Origin of the sequence: Polaribacter porphyrae, from assembly GCF_002954685.1 — a bacterium.
Taxonomy (GTDB): Bacteria; Bacteroidota; Bacteroidia; order Flavobacteriales; family Flavobacteriaceae; genus Polaribacter; species Polaribacter porphyrae.
Genome location: NZ_MSCN01000001.1, coordinates 773,600 through 796,849 on the forward strand (window position 1 = coordinate 773,600; position 23,250 = coordinate 796,849).

The window sequence follows — 23,250 nt, forward strand, 5'->3', positions numbered from 1 at the left end:
CTTCATAAAAATATTTTTTTGATTTTTTAGAGGGTTGTGCAACGATTACCGGTGTTAGGTATCTGGCTTTAGTTTTTTTCCAGTTTCTCCAATCTTTTTTGCAATTCAAGAAGTTTTAGATTAATCTTTTTTAAAGATTTATTTTCTTTTTGGAGTTCTTTAACTTTTTCTTTTTCCGAATTAATTTCTTTTTGTTGTTGGATGGTATAAAGTGTTAATTCTTCTATTTTTTGTAATAGCTGGATTTGGAATTCCCCAATATTAACACCATTTTCTTTCATCTCTTCAGCAGATGCAATTTCCGGAAGATGTTTTTTTTCTTTTATATGATTTTCGATAAAATCCAATGTTGGTAAATTATAATTTTCCTCAAATACAAAATCTGCTGTAGGAGTAAGTGTAACTTTTACTTCTTTAGATTCCAATTTTCCATAAATAGCTACATTTCCGTTATTTGCAACAATCATTCGTGTGTTTTGACCAATTAATTGATCATCTGTCATTGTTTTACTATTACTTATTGAAGAATCGTGATGTGATACAAATCTTATGTTTCCAAAAATATCAGTAGAAATCAATCCAATTGAAGTCCTAGCACCATCTCCAAGAATTTCCCACTGCCCATTTTGTCTTATTCCGTTCATAACGAGTGTACTATTAGTATGTCCATAATTAGGGTTGCCCCATGTAAATAGTGAAAGTCGGTCGTTTATCTTGCCACTGACTTTCAAATTATTTTTTACTTCAAAATCCCCTCCACCATAACCAACCGTTGTGTTTCCAGAAGCATAAAAATTTAGATGTAAGTCTTTATTATCCATTACATCAATATGAGCATTGTTATTAGACCATTTGACTAGTCGTAATATTGAAGATGTATAATTGCTGGTATTTCCATTGATACTAACGATTCCATGTCCAGTATCACTTCCTAGTTGTGCACAAACATTGAGTGATAGTAAAATTGAGGTTACTGTTAAAATTGTTTTCATAATAATTTTTGTTTTATGTTTAATTTCTGTCAGGCCTGTGCCTAACGCTTAAGACGAATATGCGTCGTTTTAATGACTTATATTCGACGTTAGCGAAGTAAGATTTTTAAATTTACAATTTCAAGCATAAAGATATAAGGTTATTCTTAAATAATTAACAAATCTTAAAAATTAGATAAATTTTGATATTTAAAAATCTTTTTTACAAAATCATTTGGAAGTTATTTCAAAAATGTAAGATATTTGTAACATAATCATAAAACAATGACTTTTATTCAAAATCATCACCATCATTTTTACAATTGCTCTCAAGCGATTTAAAAATGTATTGAATAAAATCAAGATATTTATAAACCTGTTTGAGCAAATCAAACAGGTTTTTTTATTTGAAAAAACGCTTCTTTTGCATTGCAAAAGATTACAAATAAACTGTCATTCCCTCGAAAAAGGGAATCTAATAGAAGAATTTAGAATTTATAATAAATTACGTATGAGTAACTTAAGAATTGCAGTACAAAAATCTGGAAGATTAAATGAAGATTCCATGAAAATCTTAAAAGACATTGGTATTTCTATCGATAATGGAAAAGATCAATTAAAAGCTGCTGCAAGAGATTTTCCTGTTGAAGTATTCTATTTAAGAAATGGAGACATTCCACAATATTTAAAAGACGGTGTTGTAGATGCAGCAATTATTGGTGAGAATGTTTTGATAGAAAAAGGAGATGATATTCAGTTTATAGAACGTTTGGGTTTTTCTAAATGTAAAGTTTCAATTGCGGTTCCTAAAGAATCTAGTGCAAATTCTTTGAAAGATTTAGCAGGTAAAAGAATCGCTACTTCTTACCCAGAAACTGTAAAAAAGTTTTTAAATGGGCAGAATATTAATGCACAATTACACAAAATTAATGGTTCTGTAGAAATTGCACCTAATATTGGTTTAGCAGACGGAATTTGCGATATTGTTTCTAGTGGCTCTACTTTATTTAAAAATGGTTTAAAAGAAATTGAAGTATTGTTAAAGTCGGAAGCTGTTTTGGCAGTTTCTCCTTTAATAAACCAAGAAAGAAAAGCAATTTTAGAGAAAATACAGTTTAGAATTCAATCTGTTTTAAAAGGTAGAAACTCAAAATATATTTTATTAAATGCTCCTAATAATAAATTAGAAAATATTTTAAAACTCTTACCAGGTATGAGGAGTCCAACAGTTTTACCATTAGCTGAAAAAGGCTGGAGTTCAGTACATACTGTAATTTCAAAAAATCAGTTTTGGGAAATTATAGATGAGTTGAAAGCAAATGGAGCAGAAGGTATTTTAGTTTGTCCAATCGAAAAAATGGTACTTTAAATTCGCTTGTCATTACGAATGAGGAACGATTGAAGTAATCTTTATAATAACAAAAAGATTGCTTCGTAAACTCGCAGTGACAGCTAAAAGATTTATTATGAAATTTATAAATAATCCAGTTAAAGAAACTTGGTCTACTATTCTAGAGAGACCTACAAAAACGGTTGATGACATCGAAAATACAGTCAACCAAATATTTACTGATGTTCAAAAAAATGAAGACGCTGCTGTAGATAAATATACATCTCTTTTTGATGGTGTTTCTTTAGATAATAATTTAGTGTCACCAGCAGAAATCGAGGAAGCTAAAACATTAGTTTCTGATGAATTAAAAGAAGCCATCATTTTAGCAAATAAAAATATTACTGCTTTCCATATCGCTCAAAAAACTTCTAAAGTATTTGTAGAAACTACAAATGGAGTAGAATGTTGGCAAGAAAAAAGACCAATTCAAAAAGTTGGTTTATACATTCCTGGAGGTACAGCTCCTTTATTTTCAACTGTTTTAATGTTGGCAATTCCTGCTCAAATTGCAGGTTGTAAAGAGATTGTTTTATGTTCTCCACCTAATGCTGAAGGAAAAATTAACCCTGCAATTTTATATGCAGCCAATTTATGTGGCGTAACTAAAATTATAAAAGTAGGAGGTATACAAGCCATTGCTGGTTTAACATTTGGTACAGAAAATATTCCACAAGTTTATAAAATATTTGGTCCTGGTAATCAATTTGTAACTGTAGCCAAACAATTAGCTACAAAATATGGAGTAGCAATAGATATGCCTGCAGGACCAAGTGAATTATTGGTAGTTGCAGATGATTCTGCAAAAGCCAATTTTGTGGCATCAGATTTATTAAGTCAAGCAGAACATGGTACAGACAGTCAAGTAATTTTAGTTTCTACCTCTCAGAAACTAATTGATGCTGTTGAAAGAGAACTTGAGAAACAACTTCATGAACTTCCAAGAAAGGAAATTGCAGAAAAGGCAATAGCCAATTCAAAATCTATTTTTGTTTCAACTGATGAAATTGCTTTAGAGTTGATTAATGAATATGGACCAGAACATTTTATAGTTTGTACAAATGATACTAATTTTTATGTAGATAATATCCAAAATGCTGGCTCTGTATTTATTGGTAATTATACACCAGAAAGTGCTGGAGATTATGCATCAGGAACAAATCATACATTACCAACAAATGGGTTTTGCAAAGCATATTCAGGAGTAAATTTAGATAGTTTTACCAAGAGCATTACATTTCAAAAAATTTCTAAAAATGGTATTCAAAATATTGGTAATACAATTGAAATTATGGCAGAAGCAGAAGGCTTACAAGCGCATAAAAATGCAGTTTCATTAAGATTAAAAGATTTGTCATAAAAATGTAACGAAAAGGCTATTTTAGTAGTCTTATAAGTATGAAAACAGCTTTTAACATACACACTTTAGTAAGAGATAATATAAAATCTTTACAACCTTATTCATCTGCAAGAGATGAGTATAAAGATGCTAGTTCTGACAATATGATTTTTTTGGATGCTAATGAAAATCCTTTTGAGAATGGAGTAAATCGTTACCCAGATCCACAACAGAATAAAGTAAAAGACTTATTGTCTACAACTAAAAAAATAGCAAAAGAAAATATTCTTTTAGGAAATGGAAGTGATGAAGTTTTAGATTTAATTTTCAGGGTATTTTGTGAACCTAATAAAGATAATATTATCACATTACCACCAACTTACGGAATGTATGGTGTTTTAGCAAATATCAACGCAATAGAAAATAGAAAAGTTTTACTAAAAGATGAGTTTCAGCCAGATTCAGATCAAATATTAAGCACCACAGATAAGAATACAAAATTAATTTTTTTATGCTCACCAAATAATCCAACTGGTAATAGTTTTAAACCAGAGATCATAGAAGTTTTATTAACAAAATTTAAAGGTTTAATCATTTTAGATGAAGCCTATATCGACTTTTCAAAAAAAGAAAGTTGGCTCTCAAAATTAAATCAATTTCCTAATTTAATTATCACGCAAACCTTATCTAAAGCTTATGGTTTGGCAGGTATACGTTTAGGCATTTGTTATGCATCAAAAGAAATTATAAAATTTTTAAACAACATTAAACCACCTTATAATGTTAATCATTTGACACAACAAAGAGCTTTAAAAAGATTAAAAAGTTTTGATGAAGTTACTAATGAAATAGAACAACTAATTAGTGAGAGAAAGCGACTGAAACAAGAATTAGAATGCTGTGTAAGTTATATTGAAAAAGTGTATCCATCTGATGGTAATTTTTTGTTGATTAAAGTCGATGATGCTAATAAGCGTTATCAGCAATTGATTGAATATGGAGTCGTGATTAGAAATAGAACTAACCAACCTTTGTGTGAAAATTGTTTAAGAATTAGTGTTGGTATTTGCGAAGAAAATCAGAAATTGATTCGTGCTTTAAAAGCGATTCAATAAACACTTTGCAAGGTTTCTTTTAACCTTGTAGGTATAAAAGCATCAAAAGAAATACCTGTAAGGTTTTAAAGCCTTGCAGGAAAATTAAATAAAATGAGTAAAAAAGTACTTTTTATAGACAGAGATGGAACCCTAGTTTTAGAACCACCTATTGATTACCAATTAGATAGTTTAGAAAAGTTAGAATATTATCCCAAAGTATTTCAATACATGGCAAAAATTGCTACTGAATTGGATTTTGAGTTGGTAATGGTTACCAATCAAGATGGTTTAGGAACAGATTCTTTCCCTGAAGAAACCTTTTGGCCTGCTCAAAATAAAGTGATTTCAGCTTTTGAAAAAGAAGGTGTAGTATTTTCTGAAGTTTGTATTGATAAAACATTTCCTCATGAAAATGCAGAAACCCGCAAACCAAGAACAGGTTTATTAACTAAATATTTTTCTGAAGATTATGATTTAGAAAATTCGTTTGTTTTGGGCGATAGAATTACTGACATGGAATTGGCAAAGAACTTGGGAGCAAAAGGAATTTTCCTTTCAGAAAACCCTGAATTAGGTGCTGATGAAATTGAATCAGATAAAAAAGAGATTTATAGTTCGATAGCTTTAACTTCTACAGATTGGCAAAAAATCTACGAGTTTTTAAAATTAGAGGATAGAGTTGCAGAAATTACCAGAAATACCAATGAAACTAAAATTTACATCAAATTAAATCTAGATGGTTCAGGCAAAAATGATATTTCTACAGGGTTACATTTTTTTGATCATATGTTAGACCAAATTGGTAGACATGGAGCAATGGATTTAACCATAAAAGTTGATGGAGATTTAGAAGTTGATGAACACCATACTATTGAAGATACTATGATTGCTTTTGGCGAATTATTCAACAAAGCATTAGGAAATAAATTAGGCATAGAAAGATATGGTTTCTGTTTGCCTATGGACGATTGTTTGGCTCAAGTAGCAGTAGATTTTGGTGGTAGAAATTGGTTAGAATGGGATGCAGATTTTAAACGAGAAAAAATAGGTGATATGCCAACAGAAATGTTTTTTCACTTGTTTAAATCATTTACAGATGGCGCAAAATGTAATCTAAATATTAAAGCAGAAGGCACAAACGAACATCATAAAATAGAAGGGATTTTTAAAGCTTTTGCAAAAGCAATGAAAATGGCAGTTAAACGTGATGCAGATAAGATGTTTTTGCCAAGCACAAAAGGAATGTTGTAAGCCATCCTAACCTTCCCAAAGGGAAGGAATTAATTGCGGAATTATTATGAATAAATATATAGAAACTGGAGAACATAACAATGAGCCACTCTCCTCCTTTGGAGGAGTTGGAGGAGGCCTTGTAATTATAAATTACGGAGCAGGTAATATTAAAAGTATTCAATTTGCTTTTAAAAGGTTAGGAATTGACGCAATTTTAACTAGTAATATTGATGAAATTTGTGCTGCTGATAAAGTAATTTTCCCAGGAGTTGGAGAAGCAAGTACTGCTATGAAAATGTTAAAAGAAAGTGGTTTAGATAAAATAATATCTACTTTAAAGCAACCTGTTTTAGGAATTTGTTTAGGAATGCAATTAATGTGCAATTCAACAGAAGAAGGAAATACAAAAGGATTGGGAATTTTTGATGTAGAAGTAAAAAAATTTTCAAATAAAGTAAAAGTTCCACAAATGGGGTGGAATATAATTAAAAATCTGCAATCAGATTTATTCAAAGGAATAAAAGAAAATGAATATATGTATTTGGTACATAGTTTTTATGCAGAGCAATGCAAAGAAATGATTGCCAAAACCGATTATGAAATTGAATATGCATCAGCATTACAAAAAGATAATTTTTATGGAGTTCAGTTTCATCCAGAGAAATCATCAAAAGCAGGAGAGCAAATTTTGAAGAATTTTTTACAATTATAATGATAAGACCTTTCAGGTTTTTAAAACCAGAAAGGTCTGCAAAACATAATAAAGTGCGTATAATACCAGCAATAGACATCATAGATGGTAAATGTGTCCGTTTAACAAAAGGCGATTACAATACCAAGAAAATATATAATGAGAATCCTTTAGAAGTTGCTGCAGCATTTGAAGCATCAGGTATAGAATATCTACATGTAGTAGATTTAGATGGCGCAAAAGCAAGCGAGATTATCAATTATAAAGTTTTAGAACAAATTGCAACCAAAACCAATTTAAAAATTGATTTTGGTGGTGGATTAAAGTCTGATAAAGATTTAGAAATCGCTTTTAACTCTGGAGCGAATCAAATTACTGGAGGTAGTATTGCTGTTAAGAACCCAACAATTTTTGAAAGTTGGATTGAAAAATACGGTTCAGAAAAAATCATTTTAGGAGCAGATTTTTATCCTGATAATTCTGGAGGAAAAATCGCTACCAATGGCTGGCAAGAAGAAAGTTCTTTAGAATTGATTCCGTTTATTAGGGATTATCAAACGAAAGGAATTGAATATGTAATTTGTACAGATATTTCTAAAGATGGCATGTTACAAGGACCTAGTTTTGAAACATATAAAAAGATTTTAAATGAAATTATCATTGCGAATGAAATGAAGCAATCTCAAAATAATATAAAGATTACTTCGTCTTTACATCCTCGTAATAACAGTAACATCAAACTAATTGCTTCAGGAGGAATATCAACTTTTGATGAATTACCTAAATTGGCAGAAAATGGTTGCGAAGGTGTAATTATTGGAAAAGCGATTTATGAGAATAAAATTAGCCTAAAACAATTAGAACAATTTATAATTAGTAATTAATGTCATTGCGAGTTTACGAAGCAATCTCTCTATTAGAAAACAGATTGCTTTATTTCATTAGTAATGACTAGAAGAAAATAAAATGCTTACAAAAAGAATAGTACCTTGTTTAGATATTAAAAACGGAAGAACTGTAAAAGGTGTCAATTTCGTTAATTTAATAGATGCTGGTGATCCTGTAGTTTTAGCAAAACAATATGCTGCATTAGGAGCAGACGAATTAGTGTTTTTAGACATTGCAGCAACTTTAGAAAATAGAGGAACTACTTTAGATATGGTTTTAAAGGTAGCTGAACAAGTAAATATTCCATTTACAGTTGGTGGTGGAATTTCTTCTGTAGAACACGTAGATGCCTTATTAAAATGTGGAGCAGATAAAGTTTCTATAAATTCCTCTGCTGTAAAAAGACCAGATTTAATTAATGAATTGTCTCAAAAATTTGGAAGTCAATGTGTGGTTGTAGCTATTGATGCGAAACAAATTAATGAAGAATGGTTTGTACATTTGGCTGGAGGAACCATTCCTACAGACATAAAATTATTTGATTGGGCTAAAGAAGTAGAAGAACGTGGAGCAGGAGAAATTTTATTTACGTCTATGAATCATGATGGTACTAAAACAGGTTTTGCGAATGAAGCTTTATCACGTTTATCATCATTGGTAAATATCCCAATTATTGCTTCTGGTGGTGCAGGTACTGTTCAACATTTTGTTGACACATTTAAAAAAGGCAAAGCAGATGCAGCTTTAGCAGCAAGTGTTTTTCATTTTGGAGAAATTCCCATTTTAGAGTTAAAACAAGAATTGAAAAAAAGAAATATTCCTGTGAGAATATAATACAAATTGTCTCTTCGAGTAATTTTTGAGGAACGAAAAAATTGTATCGAGAAGTAGTTAAAGGTTCTCGATACAATTTCGATGAAAAATCGAAATTACTCGAACTGACAGTATAAATAAAAATTATGAACATCGATTTCAATAAAAATAACGACGGTTTAGTACCTGCAATTATTCAAGATGCAACAACCAAAAATGTTCTGATGCTAGGGTATATGAATGAAGAAGCTTTTGCCAAAACGCAAGAAACAAAGTTGGTTACTTTTTTTAGTAGAACTAAAAATCGACTTTGGACCAAAGGTGAAGAAAGTGGTAATGTTCTAAATTTAGTAGATTTAAAACTAGATTGTGATAATGATACTTTGTTGATTTTCGTCAATCCAAAAGGATCAACTTGCCACAAAGGTTCAGATACTTGTTGGAATGAAGAAAATAATTCAAACTTTGGTTTTTTATCAACTTTAGAAAATGTAATTGCAGAAAGAGTTTCCAACAAAGACACTCAAAAATCTTATGTAGCTTCATTATTTTCAAAAGGAATTAATAAAATAGCTCAAAAAGTAGGAGAGGAGGCTGTAGAAACTGTTATAGAAGCAATGGATAATAATGATGAATTGTTTTTATATGAATCTGCAGATTTATTATTTCATTACTTAATGCTATTACAAGCAAAAGGTTTTACTTTAAAAGATATTGAAGCTGAATTGATGAAAAGGCAGAAATAAGCTAAAAACCTATTTATTTATCAAATCTAGAGTAACACGATATACTTCTTGTTTGGTCATTTTTGCTTTTAGCCAAGCATAGAAACTCATCATAAAAATATCTTCTTTCTCTTTTGCAATCCTGGAGTTTATGCTGTTATTTCATTACAAAAAGCAGTGAGAGATAAAGCAGAAAATATAAAAACAAGTGAAATGTATTATGGTATTAGTTGGGTTATTGTAATAGCTTCACAGGAGTTTTAGACATACCTTGTTGGGTTGTATATTGATAATCAAAGTTACCATATTTTTTTAACCAAGTTCGAATCGTAGATCTAGCTTGTACGCCATATTTGTTTGTGGCTTGCATTGGGGTTAACAATCCTTGTTCAATCTCTTGTACTATCTGAAGTTTTAGACTTAAACTGTAATCTTTTTGGGTACACTTTTTGTAATTTGAATCCATAGTTATAATGTTTTGGTATAACACTATCTTAGGACGTGACAAAACTAAAAATTAAATTTAATAATCTTAATATCAGGGTTTTTAGTTTTTTTATTTTAAAAAAACATTATTTTAAAAATAAAATGTAAGGATTAATAGTTATAATAGACTTAATAATTGTTAGAAACATTTAATTGTTTAATATTTACACCATTAGTTAAACATTGTGTTTTTAGCATCTAGCCTATTGCATTAGCTAGTTGAATGGAGAAAAGTTGATTTAATGTTTTAGGATTATAGAAAGTAAAATTAATCTATATTTCTTAATTCTAAATAAAAAATAACTGCAGTGTTTTTTAATCATTTTTTAATTTTTTTCAAAGCTCTTTATATATTTTGAAAAAAATATGTAAATCTTTAATATTATTAAAGTTGTGTTTTTATAATATCTGTTGATCAGTCAGTTTTTATAAAAAAAACAATAATAAAACCCTCTTGAATCTGGAGGGTTTTTAGTTTTATATAATATCACATAATCTAGATTTTTTTTTTAGAAAATAGAAAGTTTAATACTCGTTCATTAGAATTACTTTCAAATTTGGATAATTTTTTTCCAATTCTTTCTCTAAACCAATTACATGAGAAGCTCCTACCATTACAATATTTTTGACTTTACCAGATTCCAAAACTTGGTTTGCAATATTTTTCGCCATTCTCATATTACGTTCGTTCCAATATTTTCTCCCTTCCAGACAACCTTTTGTGTCTTGTGTAACATAGCTAAAAGAGCTCATTTTATGTAAACCTTCTAAAGATTTTCTTTTATTGGTATGTTTTCCTAGTTTTCTAAAAATTGCAGGAATTTTAGCAGCACTATATTGTTTTTTATTAATTTTACTTCCTGCTGCATTACTTCCATTTTTACTTCCTTCCTTTACACATTTGTCCCATGCAATATGATATTCCTTATTAGTTTGTTGATCATCCATATTTTTAACTCTCAAATTCTTTGCTAGCGCTAATTTATAGGTTAAATCACCATCTTCATGTCTTGTTGGCCTTTTAGCTCCATTAATACCATATTTTAATAAATATTGATATAATTCATAATTTCCATTATCTCTCTTATAAGCAGAAGAGGTGATTAGGTATTGAATTTCTTCTTTTGTTAATGCAACAAACTTTTTTAAAGACAATTTATGGTATTTCTTTTCATCAAAATTAAATGATGATTTTAAAGAGTCTGATAATTTATAAAATTGTTGATAATTTTTAGACCATCCATTTTTTAAATATTCCCAAGATTTATCATCTTTTGCCATGGGCGATTCTACATAAATTGCTTCAGGATTGTATTTTTTCGCAAAACGTAACATAGGTTTATAACTTTTTTTTACAATTTTTGGTACAGTATGCATTGTGCCTACAATTACAATTTCTTGTTGTTGTTTCTGTGCTGATACATTAAAGATTGATAAAATAAAAATACTAATTAATACAATTTGAGTTTTCATAATTCTAAATTTTGTGATTAAACTTTCTGATACAAAACTAGAAATCAAAATTAATTAAACTCAATAATAACAAGTGTTTGGGGTGAAATTAAACTATTCTGTGGTAGAATTTAGAATCGATTTTACTTCATTTTTGTAAGTATTAGATATTGGGGTAAAAATAGAAGTTGTTAACTCTGCAAATAATTTTCCTCTTTCAGTTTTCCACTGCAAAAAGTGATAAGGATTAATGATGTAAGAACGATGTGTTCTTAAAAGTTCAGGAAATTCATCAGCAATTACAGAAAGTTTATTTCTGATTAAAGTTTTTTTCAACTCATTTCCATTTAAGTAAAAAACTTCGATATAATTATCTGAAGATTGGATGCAAATAATATCGTTAAAAAACAATCGTAAGCCTTCATAATTTCCTTCTCCTTTAATCTCTATTTTTTTAGCTTCGGTTTGTTTATTTTTATATTTTCCAAATGCAAATCGCCCAAAAATGATAATGGGTAAAATCGTTGCGATTGCAGGTAAAAAAATACTAATAAGCATATACCATAATCCGTATGGATTTCTCTCATTTGCCATTACAACATAAAGATAAAATAATCTTGAAACGGTAATTGTACAGATACTAAAAGTAAATAGGAACAAAAATTCATTGAATATTGTCCAATTATTGGCACTTTTTTTTAAAATCAAATACTGAAAAGGTAAGAATAGTAGATAACTTAAACCTCCAATACAACTATAACCAATTAAAAAAGAGAATTTTTCTTCATCTCTAAACTCTCCAACGTCCAAAGGTTCTGTATAATATAGAAACACAAAAATCCAAACTGCTAAACCTAAAGCAATTATTATATGATGCTTCAATGATGGGTCAAAAGGATATTTACGATTCAACATCTGCTTTACGTAATTTTTTACGATTATAAACTTTAGCCATTATTGCTTCAACTATAAATAAAAAAATGAATAAAAAACGAGCAACCCATGGTAAATAAAATGCCAAAAAACCAGCTAAAGTCCATACTAAAAAAGCGTTAAAAGCCCTGTATTTTATAAATTTTGCGAATTCTGGTGTAACCCCTGTTTTTCCTTTTTCTTTTTTTGGAATATACACATTAAGTAAAAAATTAAAAAAACCTATGGCAGCCAAATTAAAACAATAAAACGCAAAAGGACCTTCTAATAAAAAACCTTTTACATAAAAAGCGGTAGAAAAAGGAAGGAGTACTATAAAAAATAATAGAAATATGTTGTACCACAATATTTTTTTATCAATAGTAGAAGCATATTTCATAATTCTCATGTGTGCTATCCAATATAAAGCTGTAACCATAAAACTAACTATTAAACCAATAAAACTTGGAATTCTATTTTGTAAAATCAACAAAGTATCCCTTGTTTTTAATTCTTTATAGCTAGGTATCACAACTTCAAGAACCAATAAAGTCATAGCAATAGAAAAAACAGCATCACTAAAACTAATTACTCTTGCTTTATCAAAAGTTTCCTTCATTTAAACAAATTTAATACTCAAATATAAACTTATGAAGCTAATAATTAAAATTTAGTATGGTTGATTTTATAGTATTTTTGTAACTTAAATTATTTTATTTGAAAAAACATAAACTACTCATCATATTCTCCTTTATTGCAATATATGTAGTTTGGGGTTCAACATATTTATTTAATAAAGTTGCTGTTACAGAGTTGCCTCCCTTTTTTTTAGCTTCTATTCGTTTTTTTGTAGCGGGTTTATTAATGGTTTTTTTAGCATTAATATTAAAGCACTCTTTTAAGATTTCAAAAAAACAGTTCTTAAATTCAATGATTGCCTCTTTTTTCTTTTTAGTATATGGAAATGGAGTTTTTGTTTGGGCATTAAAATATGTTGATAGTGGTTTTGGTGCGTTAATTGCATCAACTCAACCGTTATTTGTTCTTTTTTTGATGAGATTAATAGATAGAAAACCTTTACAAAGAAAGTCAATTATTGGAGTTATTCTTGGACTTTTGGGGATGTATTTATTAGTAAGTCAAAAAGAATTAACCACTTCAGAAGGTACTTTATTAGGTATATTTATGATGCTAACTTGTGTGTTGAGCTGGAGCTATGGTAGTGTATTTGTATCCAAAGCAGATGTGCCAAAAAGTTTTTTAGTAAGTACTGGCTATCAAATGTTATTTGCAGGTTTTGTATTGTTCTTGGCTAGTTTTAGCTTTAATGAACAATGGATTTATCCAACTAAATGGAGTATTAATGTACAAATAGCAATGCTACTTTTAATTGTTTTTGGAGGTTTAATTGCCTTTACAGCTTTTAACTTTTTATTAAAAAATGTATCTACAGAAAAAGTAGCCACTTCTGCGTATGTAAATCCTGTAATAGCATTATTTATGGGATGGTATTTTTTGAATGAAAGGTTATCAATGCAATCAATAATCGCTTCTGGTATTTTATTAACTGGAGTTTATTTTATAACTTCAAGAAAGAGAAAGTAATATGTTAAGATATCACTAAAAAATCATTTATATTTTGTTTATTTAAAAAAATATGTATATTTGTATAACTTAAAAACCCTTAAATCATAACCCCTATGAAACAATCAGACCTATCTGCTGTAGAGCAGTCAGTTTTAAATGCTGTAAAAGAAGAACACCTTCCAAGTTACGAGATTTTAAAAAAAGTAGATAACATATCAATGATATTATCTTTGTATAATATTTTAGATAAGTTAGCAACTAAAGGTGTGCTAAAAAGTTACATAAAACAAAATATTAGATATCATTACGCTGCATAAGCTATCTTATCTTTGTTTAAATGTAATAAACGTTGTTTAATTTGCTACAATAGCAAATAAAGCAACGTTTTTTGCTTTTACTATTTATCCATAAAAAAAAGTCATTCATACAATATACTGCTACGTTTATCTAATTTTACAAGAATATTAAATTATTAATTGTAGATTTACTTTGTTAAAAATAATAAACTATGAAACAATATAATTTAACAGATGATCAACTATCTGTAGTAAATGCAATTAGCGAAAAACCACTAACAAGTTTTGAAATCCTTAAAAAGGTTGATACTATTTCAATGATTCTATCATTGTATAATATTATGGATGATCTAAAAGATAGAGGAATTGTAAAATCTTTTGTAAAAGAAAATACTAAATACCATTATGCAGCCTAATATTTAGCAAACTGGTAAACTTAATAAAATACTTACAATTAATTTTGTAGGTATTTTTTTTGGTAATTAACAATTAAAATAACTGGAAACTATAAATTATATTTTTGATTAACATATAATTCAATTATATTTATAGAATTATATGTATCTAAAGCACTCAATAAGGCTACTATTACTGCTATCATTCTTATCTGTAGCTTGTAATAAATCTAAAAAAAACAAACTCCCAAAAGCTGAAGTTTATAATAGTATTGTCGCTAACTCTTCTAACAGAGATTTGAATGATATAAAAAAAGATGGTGTTTTAAGAGCATTAGTCGTGTACAGTAGTACTAGCTATTTTTTGTACAAAGGGCAAGCTATGGGTTTTGAGTACGAATTGTTGCAACGCTTAGCAAAACACTTAAATCTTAAATTAGAAATTATAGTTTCAGATGATTTAGATTCTCAATTTGAAGTACTAAATAAAGGAGAAGTTGATTTAATAGCCCATGGAATGACTATTACCAATCAACGAAAATGGGAAGTTGATTTTACAGAGTATTTATATTTAACAAAACAAGTTTTAGTACAAAAAAAGCCAGATAATTTTAGAACTATTTCTTGGGGAGCATTACAAAAGCAATTAATTGATGACCCAATAGATTTGATTGGAGATACAGTTTCTATTAGAAGAAATTCTGCGTATTATGAGCGTTTAATGAGTTTATCAAACGAAATAGGAGGTAAGATATATATAGATACATTAGATAGTAGATTATCTACTGCAGAAATAATGGATATGGTTGCAGATGGTGAAATTAAATACACAATTGCTGATGAAAATTTGGCAAGGATTAATGCTAGTAGTAATCCAATTTTAAAAATTGATGTGCCTATTTCATTTTCACAACGAATTGCATGGGTAACTAGAAAAAAATCAGTTGATTTTAGAAATGCTGTAAACAACTGGATTTTGCAACAACGAAAAAAAACAAGCTATTTTGTTATTTATAACAAGTATTTTAAGAATAAACGTTTTTTTAAAAGACGAATTAAAAGTGATTACTATAGTTTAACCAATAATCAAATTAGTAAATATGATGATTTGATTAAAAAATATACTGAAAAATTAGGTTGGGATTGGCGATTATTAGCCTCTCAAGTTTATCAAGAATCTAAATTTGATCCCAAAGCAAAATCTTGGGCTGGTGCAAAAGGGTTAATGCAAGTTATGCCAGGCACAGCTAAAGATTTAGGGATTAAAGATATTACAAATCCCATAGAAAGTATAAGAGGTGGTACTACTTATTTAAACCAAATTTACGAGCGTTTTACAGATATTACTGATGAATTGAATAGAACAAAGTTAACTCTCGCTTCATTTAATTGTGGTTATGGTCATGTAAGAGATGCGCAACGTTTAGCAGAAGCAAATGGTTTAAATCCTTTAATTTGGGAAAACAATGTAGAGAAGGCACTTTTAGATTTACGTTTGCCAATTAACTATAATAAAGATTTTATCAAATATGGTTATGTAAGAGGTAGAGAACCCGTAAATTATGTAAATCAAATTTATGAGCGTTATCAACACTATAAGCAGTTTATTTCAGAAAAAGAAAACGAGTTAATAGCTGAATAAAATGATAATTTATTTCAAAACGGTCTTTAAAACTTCCCAAACATTATTTGCCAAGATTTGATGCCCTTTTTTTGTAGGATGAATACCATCTGCTTGATTTAAACTAGGAACACCACCAACATTTTCTAACAAAAAAGGAATTAAAGCAATATTATTTTTCTTTGCCAAAGTTGGAAATATGTTTTTAAATTCAGAAGTATATTCTTGTCCAAAATTCGGTGGAATTTGCATACCAGCCAACAGAATTTTAGTCTCTGGATATTTCTTTTGTACAGCATCAATCATATATTGTAAATTCTTTTTAGTTTCAGATAATGGCACACCACGTAAACCATCGTTTGCCCCTAATTCTAAAATAAAAATATCTGGTTTTTGATTTAAAACCCAATCAATCCTGTTTTTTCCACCTGCTGTAGTTTCACCACTAATGCCTGAATTAACAACACTATATCCTAATCCTAACGAATCTATTTTATTTTGGATAAGGCTAGGAAAAGCATCTTCCAAGTCATCCAAACCATAACCAGCAGTTAAACTATCCCCAAAAAAAACAATTCTTTTTAAGGTAGTTTGTTCATCCTTTTTAACTTCAATTTCAGTTTTATTTTTTTCTGATAAATCTTCTTTTTTAGTTGTATCGGTTTTACAAGAAATCAATAAAATCAATAGAGAAAAATAACAGAATTTTAAGAAAATTGTTTTTGTTTGATTGATGATATTCTTTGTTAAATGATTATTTTTCAATATTAGTATATTTTATGGATTCTCTTTTTGCGAGAATAACAATTTCAACGAAAATCTTTTGGTTAAAACCAAAAGGAATAACTTTTAATTAAATAGATATTAATGCCAAAGATATTAAAGATTAATCATTTAGAGAAAACTTACACTAGTGGTTCTAAACAATTAACAGTATTAAAAAATATTTCCTTTGAAGTAGAAGAAGGAAGTATTTTCTCGATAGTTGGTCCTTCTGGAAGTGGAAAAACGACTTTATTAGGCCTGTGTGCAGGTTTAGACCACCAAACTTCTGGATCTATAGAATTGTGTGGTACTTCTTTAGAAGATTTAAACGAAGATGAACGTGCTGAATTAAGAAATAAAAATGTTGGTTTTATTTTCCAAAATTTTCAATTATTGCCTACGTTAACAGCTTTAGAAAATGTAATTGTGCCTTTAGAATTGCAGGGTAATAAAAATGCAGCTAAATTCGGAAAGGAATTGTTAACCAAAGTTGGTTTAGCAGATAGGTTGCATCATTATCCAACACAATTATCTGGAGGTGAGCAACAAAGAGTTGCTTTGGCTAGAGCATTTTCTAACAAACCATCAATATTATTTGCTGATGAACCTACTGGAAATTTAGATGAAGAAACAGGTGAAAAAGTAATTCAATTACTTTTTGATTTGAATAAAGAAGCTGGAACAACTTTGGTAATTATAACCCACGATTTGGATTTAGCCAACAGAACCCAACAAATTTTACGTTTAAAAGGAGGGAAGGTAATTTCAAATGAAAAAACAGCTTTAGTTAAATGAGCAACTTACAATCAAAAGCAGGGTTAAAATGGCTTTTTAAAATGGCTTGGAGAGATGGGAAAGCAAGCCTTTCTAGATTGATGCTTTTTATGGCATCCATAATTTTAGGAATTGCAGCTGTGGTTTCCATTCAACTATTTAGTGGTAATTTAAAAGATAATATTAAAAAACAGTCCAAATCGTTAATGGGTGCTGATTTTATTATTGATAGCAGGCAAAAGCCCACAGAAAAAGTACAAGCAATTATAGATTCTTTAGGTGCAGATGCATCAGAAGTCAATTTTGTATCAATGGCAGCTTTCCCAAAAAATGAAGACACAAAATTGGTGAAAGTAAGAGCTATAGAAGGTGCTTTTCCTTTCTATGGAAAATTAACAACTGTCCCTGAAAATGCAGAAAGCACTTATCAAGAATTAGGAGGTGCTTTAGTTGATGCTACTCTATTATTACAATACAATTTAAAACCAGGCGATTCTATAAAATTAGGTAAAGTTACGTTTCCGATTCTTGGTGCATTAAAATCTATTCCAGGTAGTACAGCCATTTCTTCTTCGGTTGCACCTACTGTTATCATTCCTTATCGTTTTTTAGAAAAAACTGAATTATTGCAATTAGGTAGTAGAACCGAATATCAATATTTCTTTAAAGCTCCAGATATGGATTTGGAGTTATTAGACAAAGAAATTGACCCTGTTTTAGATGATGAAAATGCAGATTTAGATACACATACTAGCACCAGTCGAAATTTAGGTAGAAGATATGAAAATGTTAGTCGCTTTTTAAACTTGGTTGCTTTTATTGCTTTATTATTGGGTTGTATTGGTATTGCAAGTTCAGTACATATTTACATTAAAGAAAAGCTTAAAAATGTAGCTGTTTTAAAATGTTTAGGAGCTTCAAGAAAACAATCTTTCTTAATCTATATGATTCAAATACTAGGAATTGGATTGATTGGTGGTATTATTGGCTCATCTATAGGAATAGCTTTGCAATTCGCTTTTCCTTATATTTTAGAAGAGTTTTTACCATTTGCAGTAGAAGTATCAATTTCTTTTCAACCCATTTTAATGGGAATTGCTTTAGGCATTTTAATGTCGGTTTTATTTGCATTATTACCACTTTTAGGCACTTGGTATGTATCGCCTCTAGAAGTTTTAAGAGGCCAAGAAGAAAATGAACAGAAACCTAAAAAAGCAAGAATTTTAGTTTTTATGGCAATTCTACTTTTTATCTTTTTATTTTCATTCTGGATGCTAAAAAGTGCTTTTAATGGAATTCTTTTTACTATCGGAATTTTCATCACATTTGCTATTGTTGCAGGAATTTCAAATGTATTTATTAAATTGATTAAAAAGTTTTTTCCTACTTCTTGGGGATTTACTAGTAGGCAAAGTTTATTAAATTTATTTAGACCTAATAACCAAACAATGGTCTTGGTTGTGGCTATAGGTTTAGGCACTTTTTTGATTAGCACCTTATATTTTACCAAAGATATTTTACTATATAAAACATCTTTAGAGGATAAAAAAATAGATGCAAATATCATTTTAATGGATGTACAGCGTAATCAAGAAAAGGCATTGTTAACCCATTTTAAAGCTAACGATTTAGAAGTTATCGATAACATTCCAATTATTACAATGCGAATTGAGAAAATTCGTGGTAAAACCGCAAATGAAATTAGAAAAGATACAACTATAAAAATGCGAAGATGGATGTTAAATCGCGAATTCAGAGTTACATATAGAGATGCATTAGCTGAAACTGAAGAACTACTAGAAGGTGAGTTTACTGGCAAAGCAAATGGGCAAAATATTGTACCAATTTCAATATCAGAAAGTCTTGCAAGAGATGCAAATCTAAAGTTAGAGGATAAGGTAACGTTTAACATTCAAGGAGTTTTAATGGATACTAAAGTTGGGAGTATTAGAAAAGTAGATTGGAGTAGTATGCAGGTTAATTTTTTAATTTTGTTTCCAACAGGAGTTTTAGAAAAAGCACCTCAATTTAATGTGATGACTACTTATGCTCCAAACGAAGAAGTTTCAGCAGATTTACAACGAAATTTGGTAAAGAACTTCCCAAATGTTACCATTTTAGATTTACGCCAAGTATTTACCATTATCGAAGATATTTTAAATAAAGTTTCTTGGGTTATCAATTTTATGGCATTTTTTAGCATTCTTACTGGTTTTATAGTGTTGATTGGTTCAGTGAGAAACAGTAAATACCAGCGAATAAAAGAAAGTGTATTACTACGTACTTTGGGTGCCAAAAGCAAACAGATTTTACAAATCACAGCTTTAGAATATGTATATTTAGGTATTTTAGGAAGTTTAACAGGAATTTTATTATCGCTAATAGGTAGTCAATTATTAGCGACTTTTTTGTTTAAAGAACCTTTTATTCCATCAAGTATTCCTTTTGTGGTGTTTCTCCCAGCAATCACATTTTTAGTAGTTGTAATTGGATTGAGTAATTTAAAATCGGTGTTGCAAAGTCCGCCTTTAGAGGTTTTGAGGAAAGAGGTTTAGAATTTTAATATTACTAATAAACAATTCAATTTATCTAATACTTTCATTTATTTTATCAATTAAAAATAAGAGATATTAAAACCTTCATTTAGTAAATTTATAGTATCCTATTTTACCTATAAATTTGAACAGAATGCAAAATATCGACTTTAAAAAAATAGACCAAAAAATTGCTGAAAAAATGAGGGTTTTCAGCATACCTGCACTTCGTATTTCATTCGGAATTATCTTTTTTTGGTTTGGTATTTTAAAACCTTTTGGATTGTCTTCAGCAGCATCACTTTTAAAAGCAACAGTGGCTTGGCTGCCTTTTGGTTCACCAGAAAATTGGTTAATTGTTATTGGCTGGTGGGAAGTAGTTATAGGAATTTGTTTCTTATTTCAAAAAACTACACGAATTGCTATTGCACTCTTGTTTTTACAAATGGTGGGTACATTTATGCCTCTTGTTTTTTTACCAGAAATCACTTTTCAACAAAATAATATTCTGCTACCAACATTAGAAGGGCAATACATTATTAAAAATCTAATGGTAATCTCTGCAGCTTTGGTTATTGGTGGTACTGTTTATAAAAGAAAATAAAAAGAGTTTTCTACAATTTATATTTGTAAAGGTTTTTATTGTTTCATTTAGATACATAAAACCCAATGAATATTATATAAATTTTATGTTGATGACTCATAACATCAGATTTCAAAAGTCAAATTTTAAAGGCGAAGAATACTAAATTGAAAAAAATAGCAACAAACTTAAGCCAAGTAATAAATTAAATTATTTGCTAAAACTAGATAAAAACAAAGACCTATATCTAGATTTCTCTTTTTAATTCGCAATAGGTGCTTCCAAACAATGCTCAGGGATACCAAAACCATCAACCAAAACCCCAATATGAGGTCTTAATTCTGTAGAAAGTCGTTCTACTCGTTGACGAATTGCTTTCGATTTTGTTCCATTAATATACCCTTGTTCTAAATACCAAGTAGCATCTTTTCGCAAATGATGTAGTGCATACAAAACACCTAGTTTTTTGAATAATGCCTTATTTTTATCGTCAGAAATCGTTGCTGTAAAATCGTCAAAAATAGTATATGCCAATTCTATACTATACGCTTTTCCTAAAGCTAATAAATGCGTTTGCACCTTTAAAAAGGCTTGATATGCAGGGATTCCTTTTTTTACATAATCTCGAATACGCATAGCAACTGTATACGTTAACCTTCTAGTACGAAAATTAAATGCATGTTTATGAAATTTTGGATTGTACAAATGATCTTTGTCTACATTATTAGTATATGCAGGATTTATTGTATTCAACTTATCACTAATTCTAGCACCCAACAATTTCAAAACTGCTGTAAAACCAGCACTGTTGAATTCCGATTTAAAATCAGATAAAACTCCTTTTGCAGCCAATTGTAACAAAACATGATTATCACCTTCAAAAGTGGTAAAGATATCTACATCACCTTTTAAATCTGCAATTTGATTTTCTAATAAATATCCTTTTCCTCCACAAGCTTCTCTACATTCTTGTATGGTATCATTGGCAAACCATGTTATAATCGATTTTAAGCCAGCAACTTGTGTTTCTATTTTTCGTTTGTCTACAAGATTCGGATCACTATAGGTTTTCATAATATGTGTAAGTGTAACATCATACACAAAACAAGAGGCAACTGCAGGTGTTAATCGCAATTGATGGCTTGGATAATCCATCAACAAATCTTCTTGAATCTTTATGCTATCATTAAATTGCCTTCTTTTTAAAGCGTGTTTTACAGCAATAGCCAATGCCTTTTTTGCACCTCCAAGTCCTGCTCTTGCAACACAAATTCTACCTCCAACCAAAGTACCTAACATGGTAAAGAAACGTTTACTTGGGTTTTCTATAGCTGAATGATAATTTCCTTCAGGAGTAATATCTCCATATTTATTTAATAGATTTTCTCTTGGAACTCGTACTTGATGAAACCAAATTTTACCATTGTCAACACCATTTAAACCTAATTTATAACCATTGTCTTCTATTGTAACACCAGCCATTAATTGATGATTTTTATCACGAATTGGTACTAAAATAGCATGCACTCCTTGATTTTTACCTTTAACAATTAATTGTGCAAATACAGAAGCCATTGTGGAATCTAAAGCATTACCAATGTATTCTTTATTGTCGTTTTTTCCTGGAGTATGAATAACAATACTATCTGTTTTTTCATCATAAGTGGCTGTTGTTTTAATACCTCTTACATTCGATCCATGACCAGTTTCAGTCATTGCAAAAGAACCTAAAAGATTTGCCTTGCCAGTTGCTGATAAGTACAAATCATGATGCTTTTTCGTCCCCAGTTTTTGAATACTTCCTCCAAAAAGACCAAATTGCACACCAAATTTTACAGCCATACTGCCATCAACAAACATCATATTCTCGAAAATAGCAGCATAACCAGGCATATTTTCTGTGCCTCCATAAACTTCTGGAAAAGCCATTGCTCCATAGCCTTTTTCTGCTAAAAATGCTATTTGTTTTAAAACATGAGTTCTAAATGCTTCTTTAGTTCTTCTTGTTTGCCAATTAAAAATAGGATTTTTTAAGTCTTTTCTAAATTCATCAATTACTTTAGTTTGTGCTCCTTTTAAGATAGTATCGATTTCATTTGAATCATAAAAGTTAGAAGTAATTTCTTTATCAATTTCAATTTCAAATAAGTGATTGTAGTGATTGGGCTGAATCCCTAAATTTATTTCAATCTCTTTTAAATGTGTATTAAAAGGACATGCTGCAAAATGATGGCAAATCATTTTTTGACTAAAAGTGGATAGGGGATAGGTGTCATTTTCTACTAACTTTACATTAGAATTATCTATGGTATTTTTCCAATGCTTTAACTCATTATTACTTGGTGGATTCTTTTTGTCTAAACATTGTGTTAGATACTTATAATCTTCTTTGGTAACTGTATCATCTTGTTCAATGGCATTTTTTACCACAGAAATTTCGGAATAGGATAATAAATCATCAGACCAAATGACATAAAAAAACGGAATGTATTGTAAAATACCAGCAGAATAATTATTTGTTTTCATAGCTTCAATTTACAATAAATAGAATTATGTTAACTATAAAAAACGGTTAAAATTATTATTGATATGTTGCCTAGATAGTAATTAGTTTAAATTGTAGCTTTTAATAAAGAATCATCCACTGGATAATCCATAATTTAAAAATACATTATAGTTTACAGTATTTTTATCATAT

At 29.3% G+C, this 23,250-nt stretch carries 22 protein-coding genes; 15 read left to right on the plus strand and 7 right to left on the minus strand.

The window, feature by feature from the left end; genetic code table 11:
- Window positions 1-68 precede the first annotated feature (68 nt).
- Window positions 69-992 (minus strand): hypothetical protein, encoded by a 924-nt coding sequence (locus tag BTO18_RS03535; protein WP_105014902.1) that lies wholly within the window; start codon window positions 990-992, stop codon window positions 69-71.
- Window positions 993-1,482: 490 nt separating this feature from the next.
- Here BTO18_RS03535 and hisG point away from each other — a divergent pair, with 490 nt between their 5' ends.
- The 8 genes from hisG (at window position 1,483) to hisIE (ending at window position 9,168) form a co-directional block, all read left to right on the plus strand.
- Window positions 1,483-2,340: an ATP phosphoribosyltransferase gene (gene hisG, locus BTO18_RS03540; RefSeq protein ID WP_105014903.1), complete on the plus strand. Its 858-nt coding sequence runs from the start codon at window positions 1,483-1,485 to the stop codon at window positions 2,338-2,340.
- 97 nt (window positions 2,341-2,437) lie between these two features.
- Window positions 2,438-3,721: a histidinol dehydrogenase gene (hisD, locus tag BTO18_RS03545; RefSeq protein WP_105014904.1), complete on the plus strand. Its 1,284-nt coding sequence runs from the start codon at window positions 2,438-2,440 to the stop codon at window positions 3,719-3,721.
- A 38-nt stretch (window positions 3,722-3,759) separates the two neighbouring features.
- Window positions 3,760-4,815 carry a histidinol-phosphate transaminase gene (gene hisC, locus BTO18_RS03550; RefSeq protein WP_105014905.1) on the plus strand — a complete coding sequence of 352 codons (1,056 nt, stop codon included), beginning with the start codon at window positions 3,760-3,762 and terminating at the stop codon, window positions 4,813-4,815.
- Window positions 4,816-4,908: 93 nt separating this feature from the next.
- The gene (hisB, locus tag BTO18_RS03555) at window positions 4,909-6,048 is read left to right on the plus strand and encodes a bifunctional histidinol-phosphatase/imidazoleglycerol-phosphate dehydratase HisB (protein ID WP_105014906.1); all 1,140 of its coding nucleotides are present in this window, start codon (window positions 4,909-4,911) and stop codon (window positions 6,046-6,048) included.
- A 46-nt stretch (window positions 6,049-6,094) separates the two neighbouring features.
- Window positions 6,095-6,742 (plus strand): imidazole glycerol phosphate synthase subunit HisH, encoded by a 648-nt coding sequence (gene hisH / locus BTO18_RS03560; RefSeq protein WP_105014907.1) that lies wholly within the window; start codon window positions 6,095-6,097, stop codon window positions 6,740-6,742.
- A 53-nt stretch (window positions 6,743-6,795) separates the two neighbouring features.
- Window positions 6,796-7,605 (plus strand): 1-(5-phosphoribosyl)-5-[(5-phosphoribosylamino)methylideneamino]imidazole-4-carboxamide isomerase, encoded by an 810-nt coding sequence (locus BTO18_RS03565; protein WP_105017488.1) that lies wholly within the window; start codon window positions 6,796-6,798, stop codon window positions 7,603-7,605.
- A gap of 82 nt (window positions 7,606-7,687) precedes the next feature.
- Window positions 7,688-8,443, plus strand: coding sequence for an imidazole glycerol phosphate synthase subunit HisF (gene hisF, locus BTO18_RS03570; RefSeq protein ID WP_105014908.1), 756 nt, complete (start codon window positions 7,688-7,690; stop codon window positions 8,441-8,443).
- A 125-nt stretch (window positions 8,444-8,568) separates the two neighbouring features.
- On the plus strand, window positions 8,569-9,168 hold the full coding sequence (gene hisIE / locus BTO18_RS03575) for a bifunctional phosphoribosyl-AMP cyclohydrolase/phosphoribosyl-ATP diphosphatase HisIE (RefSeq protein WP_105014909.1): 600 nt from the start codon (window positions 8,569-8,571) through the stop codon (window positions 9,166-9,168).
- 214 nt (window positions 9,169-9,382) lie between these two features.
- Here hisIE and BTO18_RS17465 read toward each other — a convergent pair whose 3' ends face one another.
- The 4 genes from BTO18_RS17465 to BTO18_RS03590 all read right to left on the minus strand — a co-directional run bounded on the left by BTO18_RS17465 (window position 9,383) and on the right by BTO18_RS03590 (window position 12,616).
- Window positions 9,383-9,613 carry a helix-turn-helix domain-containing protein gene (locus BTO18_RS17465; protein ID WP_146106876.1) on the minus strand — a complete coding sequence of 77 codons (231 nt, stop codon included), beginning with the start codon at window positions 9,611-9,613 and terminating at the stop codon, window positions 9,383-9,385.
- A 545-nt stretch (window positions 9,614-10,158) separates the two neighbouring features.
- Window positions 10,159-11,106 (minus strand): DUF5694 domain-containing protein, encoded by a 948-nt coding sequence (locus BTO18_RS03580; protein ID WP_105014910.1) that lies wholly within the window; start codon window positions 11,104-11,106, stop codon window positions 10,159-10,161.
- A gap of 93 nt (window positions 11,107-11,199) precedes the next feature.
- Complete coding sequence (locus BTO18_RS03585) at window positions 11,200-12,000, minus strand: LytTR family DNA-binding domain-containing protein (RefSeq protein ID WP_105014911.1); 801 nt, start codon at window positions 11,998-12,000, stop codon at window positions 11,200-11,202.
- Window positions 11,987-12,616, minus strand: coding sequence for a TMEM175 family protein (locus BTO18_RS03590; protein WP_105014912.1), 630 nt, complete (start codon window positions 12,614-12,616; stop codon window positions 11,987-11,989). The genes BTO18_RS03585 and BTO18_RS03590 overlap by 14 nt, the downstream gene beginning before the upstream one ends.
- Window positions 12,617-12,714: 98 nt before the next feature.
- Here BTO18_RS03590 and BTO18_RS03595 point away from each other — a divergent pair, with 98 nt between their 5' ends.
- The 4 genes from BTO18_RS03595 to BTO18_RS18130 all read left to right on the plus strand — a co-directional run bounded on the left by BTO18_RS03595 (window position 12,715) and on the right by BTO18_RS18130 (window position 15,917).
- A complete protein-coding gene (locus BTO18_RS03595) occupies window positions 12,715-13,602 on the plus strand; it encodes an EamA family transporter (protein WP_105014913.1) in 888 nt (295 codons plus the stop codon).
- A 95-nt stretch (window positions 13,603-13,697) separates the two neighbouring features.
- Window positions 13,698-13,901 (plus strand): hypothetical protein, encoded by a 204-nt coding sequence (locus BTO18_RS03600; RefSeq protein WP_105014914.1) that lies wholly within the window; start codon window positions 13,698-13,700, stop codon window positions 13,899-13,901.
- A gap of 191 nt (window positions 13,902-14,092) precedes the next feature.
- Window positions 14,093-14,296: a hypothetical protein gene (locus tag BTO18_RS03605; protein WP_105014915.1), complete on the plus strand. Its 204-nt coding sequence runs from the start codon at window positions 14,093-14,095 to the stop codon at window positions 14,294-14,296.
- Window positions 14,297-14,438: 142 nt separating this feature from the next.
- Window positions 14,439-15,917 (plus strand): MltF family protein, encoded by a 1,479-nt coding sequence (locus BTO18_RS18130; RefSeq protein WP_105014916.1) that lies wholly within the window; start codon window positions 14,439-14,441, stop codon window positions 15,915-15,917.
- A 9-nt stretch (window positions 15,918-15,926) separates the two neighbouring features.
- On the opposite strand, the gene BTO18_RS03615 is transcribed toward BTO18_RS18130, so the two are convergent.
- Window positions 15,927-16,661 (minus strand): arylesterase, encoded by a 735-nt coding sequence (locus tag BTO18_RS03615; protein ID WP_105014917.1) that lies wholly within the window; start codon window positions 16,659-16,661, stop codon window positions 15,927-15,929.
- Between the two features lie 102 nt (window positions 16,662-16,763).
- On the opposite strand from BTO18_RS03615, the gene BTO18_RS03620 reads away from it, so the two are divergent.
- The 3 genes from BTO18_RS03620 (at window position 16,764) to BTO18_RS03630 (ending at window position 20,573) form a co-directional block, all read left to right on the plus strand.
- Window positions 16,764-17,456: an ABC transporter ATP-binding protein gene (locus BTO18_RS03620; RefSeq protein WP_105014918.1), complete on the plus strand. Its 693-nt coding sequence runs from the start codon at window positions 16,764-16,766 to the stop codon at window positions 17,454-17,456.
- Window positions 17,453-19,990 (plus strand): ABC transporter permease, encoded by a 2,538-nt coding sequence (locus BTO18_RS03625; RefSeq protein WP_226788997.1) that lies wholly within the window; start codon window positions 17,453-17,455, stop codon window positions 19,988-19,990. The genes BTO18_RS03620 and BTO18_RS03625 overlap by 4 nt, the downstream gene beginning before the upstream one ends.
- 133 nt (window positions 19,991-20,123) lie before the next feature.
- Window positions 20,124-20,573, plus strand: coding sequence for a DoxX family protein (locus BTO18_RS03630; RefSeq protein ID WP_170063221.1), 450 nt, complete (start codon window positions 20,124-20,126; stop codon window positions 20,571-20,573).
- A gap of 240 nt (window positions 20,574-20,813) precedes the next feature.
- Here BTO18_RS03630 and BTO18_RS03635 read toward each other — a convergent pair whose 3' ends face one another.
- Complete coding sequence (locus BTO18_RS03635; RefSeq protein ID WP_105014919.1) at window positions 20,814-23,078, minus strand: acyl-CoA dehydrogenase family protein; 2,265 nt, start codon at window positions 23,076-23,078, stop codon at window positions 20,814-20,816.
- Between the last annotated feature and the right edge of the window lie 172 nt (window positions 23,079-23,250).

What these genes read in the sequence shown, in the direction of transcription:
- BTO18_RS03535 (WP_105014902.1), bottom strand. Translation starts at nt 992, where the DNA reads ATGAAAACAATTTTAACAGTAACCTCAATTTTACTATCACTCAATGTT.
- hisG (WP_105014903.1), top strand. Translation starts at nt 1,483, where the DNA reads ATGAGTAACTTAAGAATTGCAGTACAAAAATCTGGAAGATTAAATGAA.
- hisD (WP_105014904.1), top strand. Translation starts at nt 2,438, where the DNA reads ATGAAATTTATAAATAATCCAGTTAAAGAAACTTGGTCTACTATTCTA.
- hisC (WP_105014905.1), top strand. Translation starts at nt 3,760, where the DNA reads ATGAAAACAGCTTTTAACATACACACTTTAGTAAGAGATAATATAAAA.
- hisB (WP_105014906.1), top strand. Translation starts at nt 4,909, where the DNA reads ATGAGTAAAAAAGTACTTTTTATAGACAGAGATGGAACCCTAGTTTTA.
- hisH (WP_105014907.1), top strand. Translation starts at nt 6,095, where the DNA reads ATGAATAAATATATAGAAACTGGAGAACATAACAATGAGCCACTCTCC.
- hisF (WP_105014908.1), top strand. Translation starts at nt 7,688, where the DNA reads ATGCTTACAAAAAGAATAGTACCTTGTTTAGATATTAAAAACGGAAGA.
- hisIE (WP_105014909.1), top strand. Translation starts at nt 8,569, where the DNA reads ATGAACATCGATTTCAATAAAAATAACGACGGTTTAGTACCTGCAATT.
- BTO18_RS17465 (WP_146106876.1), bottom strand. Translation starts at nt 9,613, where the DNA reads ATGGATTCAAATTACAAAAAGTGTACCCAAAAAGATTACAGTTTAAGT.
- BTO18_RS03580 (WP_105014910.1), bottom strand. Translation starts at nt 11,106, where the DNA reads ATGAAAACTCAAATTGTATTAATTAGTATTTTTATTTTATCAATCTTT.
- BTO18_RS03585 (WP_105014911.1), bottom strand. Translation starts at nt 12,000, where the DNA reads ATGTTGAATCGTAAATATCCTTTTGACCCATCATTGAAGCATCATATA.
- BTO18_RS03590 (WP_105014912.1), bottom strand. Translation starts at nt 12,616, where the DNA reads ATGAAGGAAACTTTTGATAAAGCAAGAGTAATTAGTTTTAGTGATGCT.
- BTO18_RS03600 (WP_105014914.1), top strand. Translation starts at nt 13,698, where the DNA reads ATGAAACAATCAGACCTATCTGCTGTAGAGCAGTCAGTTTTAAATGCT.
- BTO18_RS03605 (WP_105014915.1), top strand. Translation starts at nt 14,093, where the DNA reads ATGAAACAATATAATTTAACAGATGATCAACTATCTGTAGTAAATGCA.
- BTO18_RS18130 (WP_105014916.1), top strand. Translation starts at nt 14,439, where the DNA reads ATGTATCTAAAGCACTCAATAAGGCTACTATTACTGCTATCATTCTTA.
- BTO18_RS03620 (WP_105014918.1), top strand. Translation starts at nt 16,764, where the DNA reads ATGCCAAAGATATTAAAGATTAATCATTTAGAGAAAACTTACACTAGT.
- BTO18_RS03625 (WP_226788997.1), top strand. Translation starts at nt 17,453, where the DNA reads ATGAGCAACTTACAATCAAAAGCAGGGTTAAAATGGCTTTTTAAAATG.
- BTO18_RS03630 (WP_170063221.1), top strand. Translation starts at nt 20,124, where the DNA reads ATGCAAAATATCGACTTTAAAAAAATAGACCAAAAAATTGCTGAAAAA.
- BTO18_RS03635 (WP_105014919.1), bottom strand. Translation starts at nt 23,078, where the DNA reads ATGAAAACAAATAATTATTCTGCTGGTATTTTACAATACATTCCGTTT.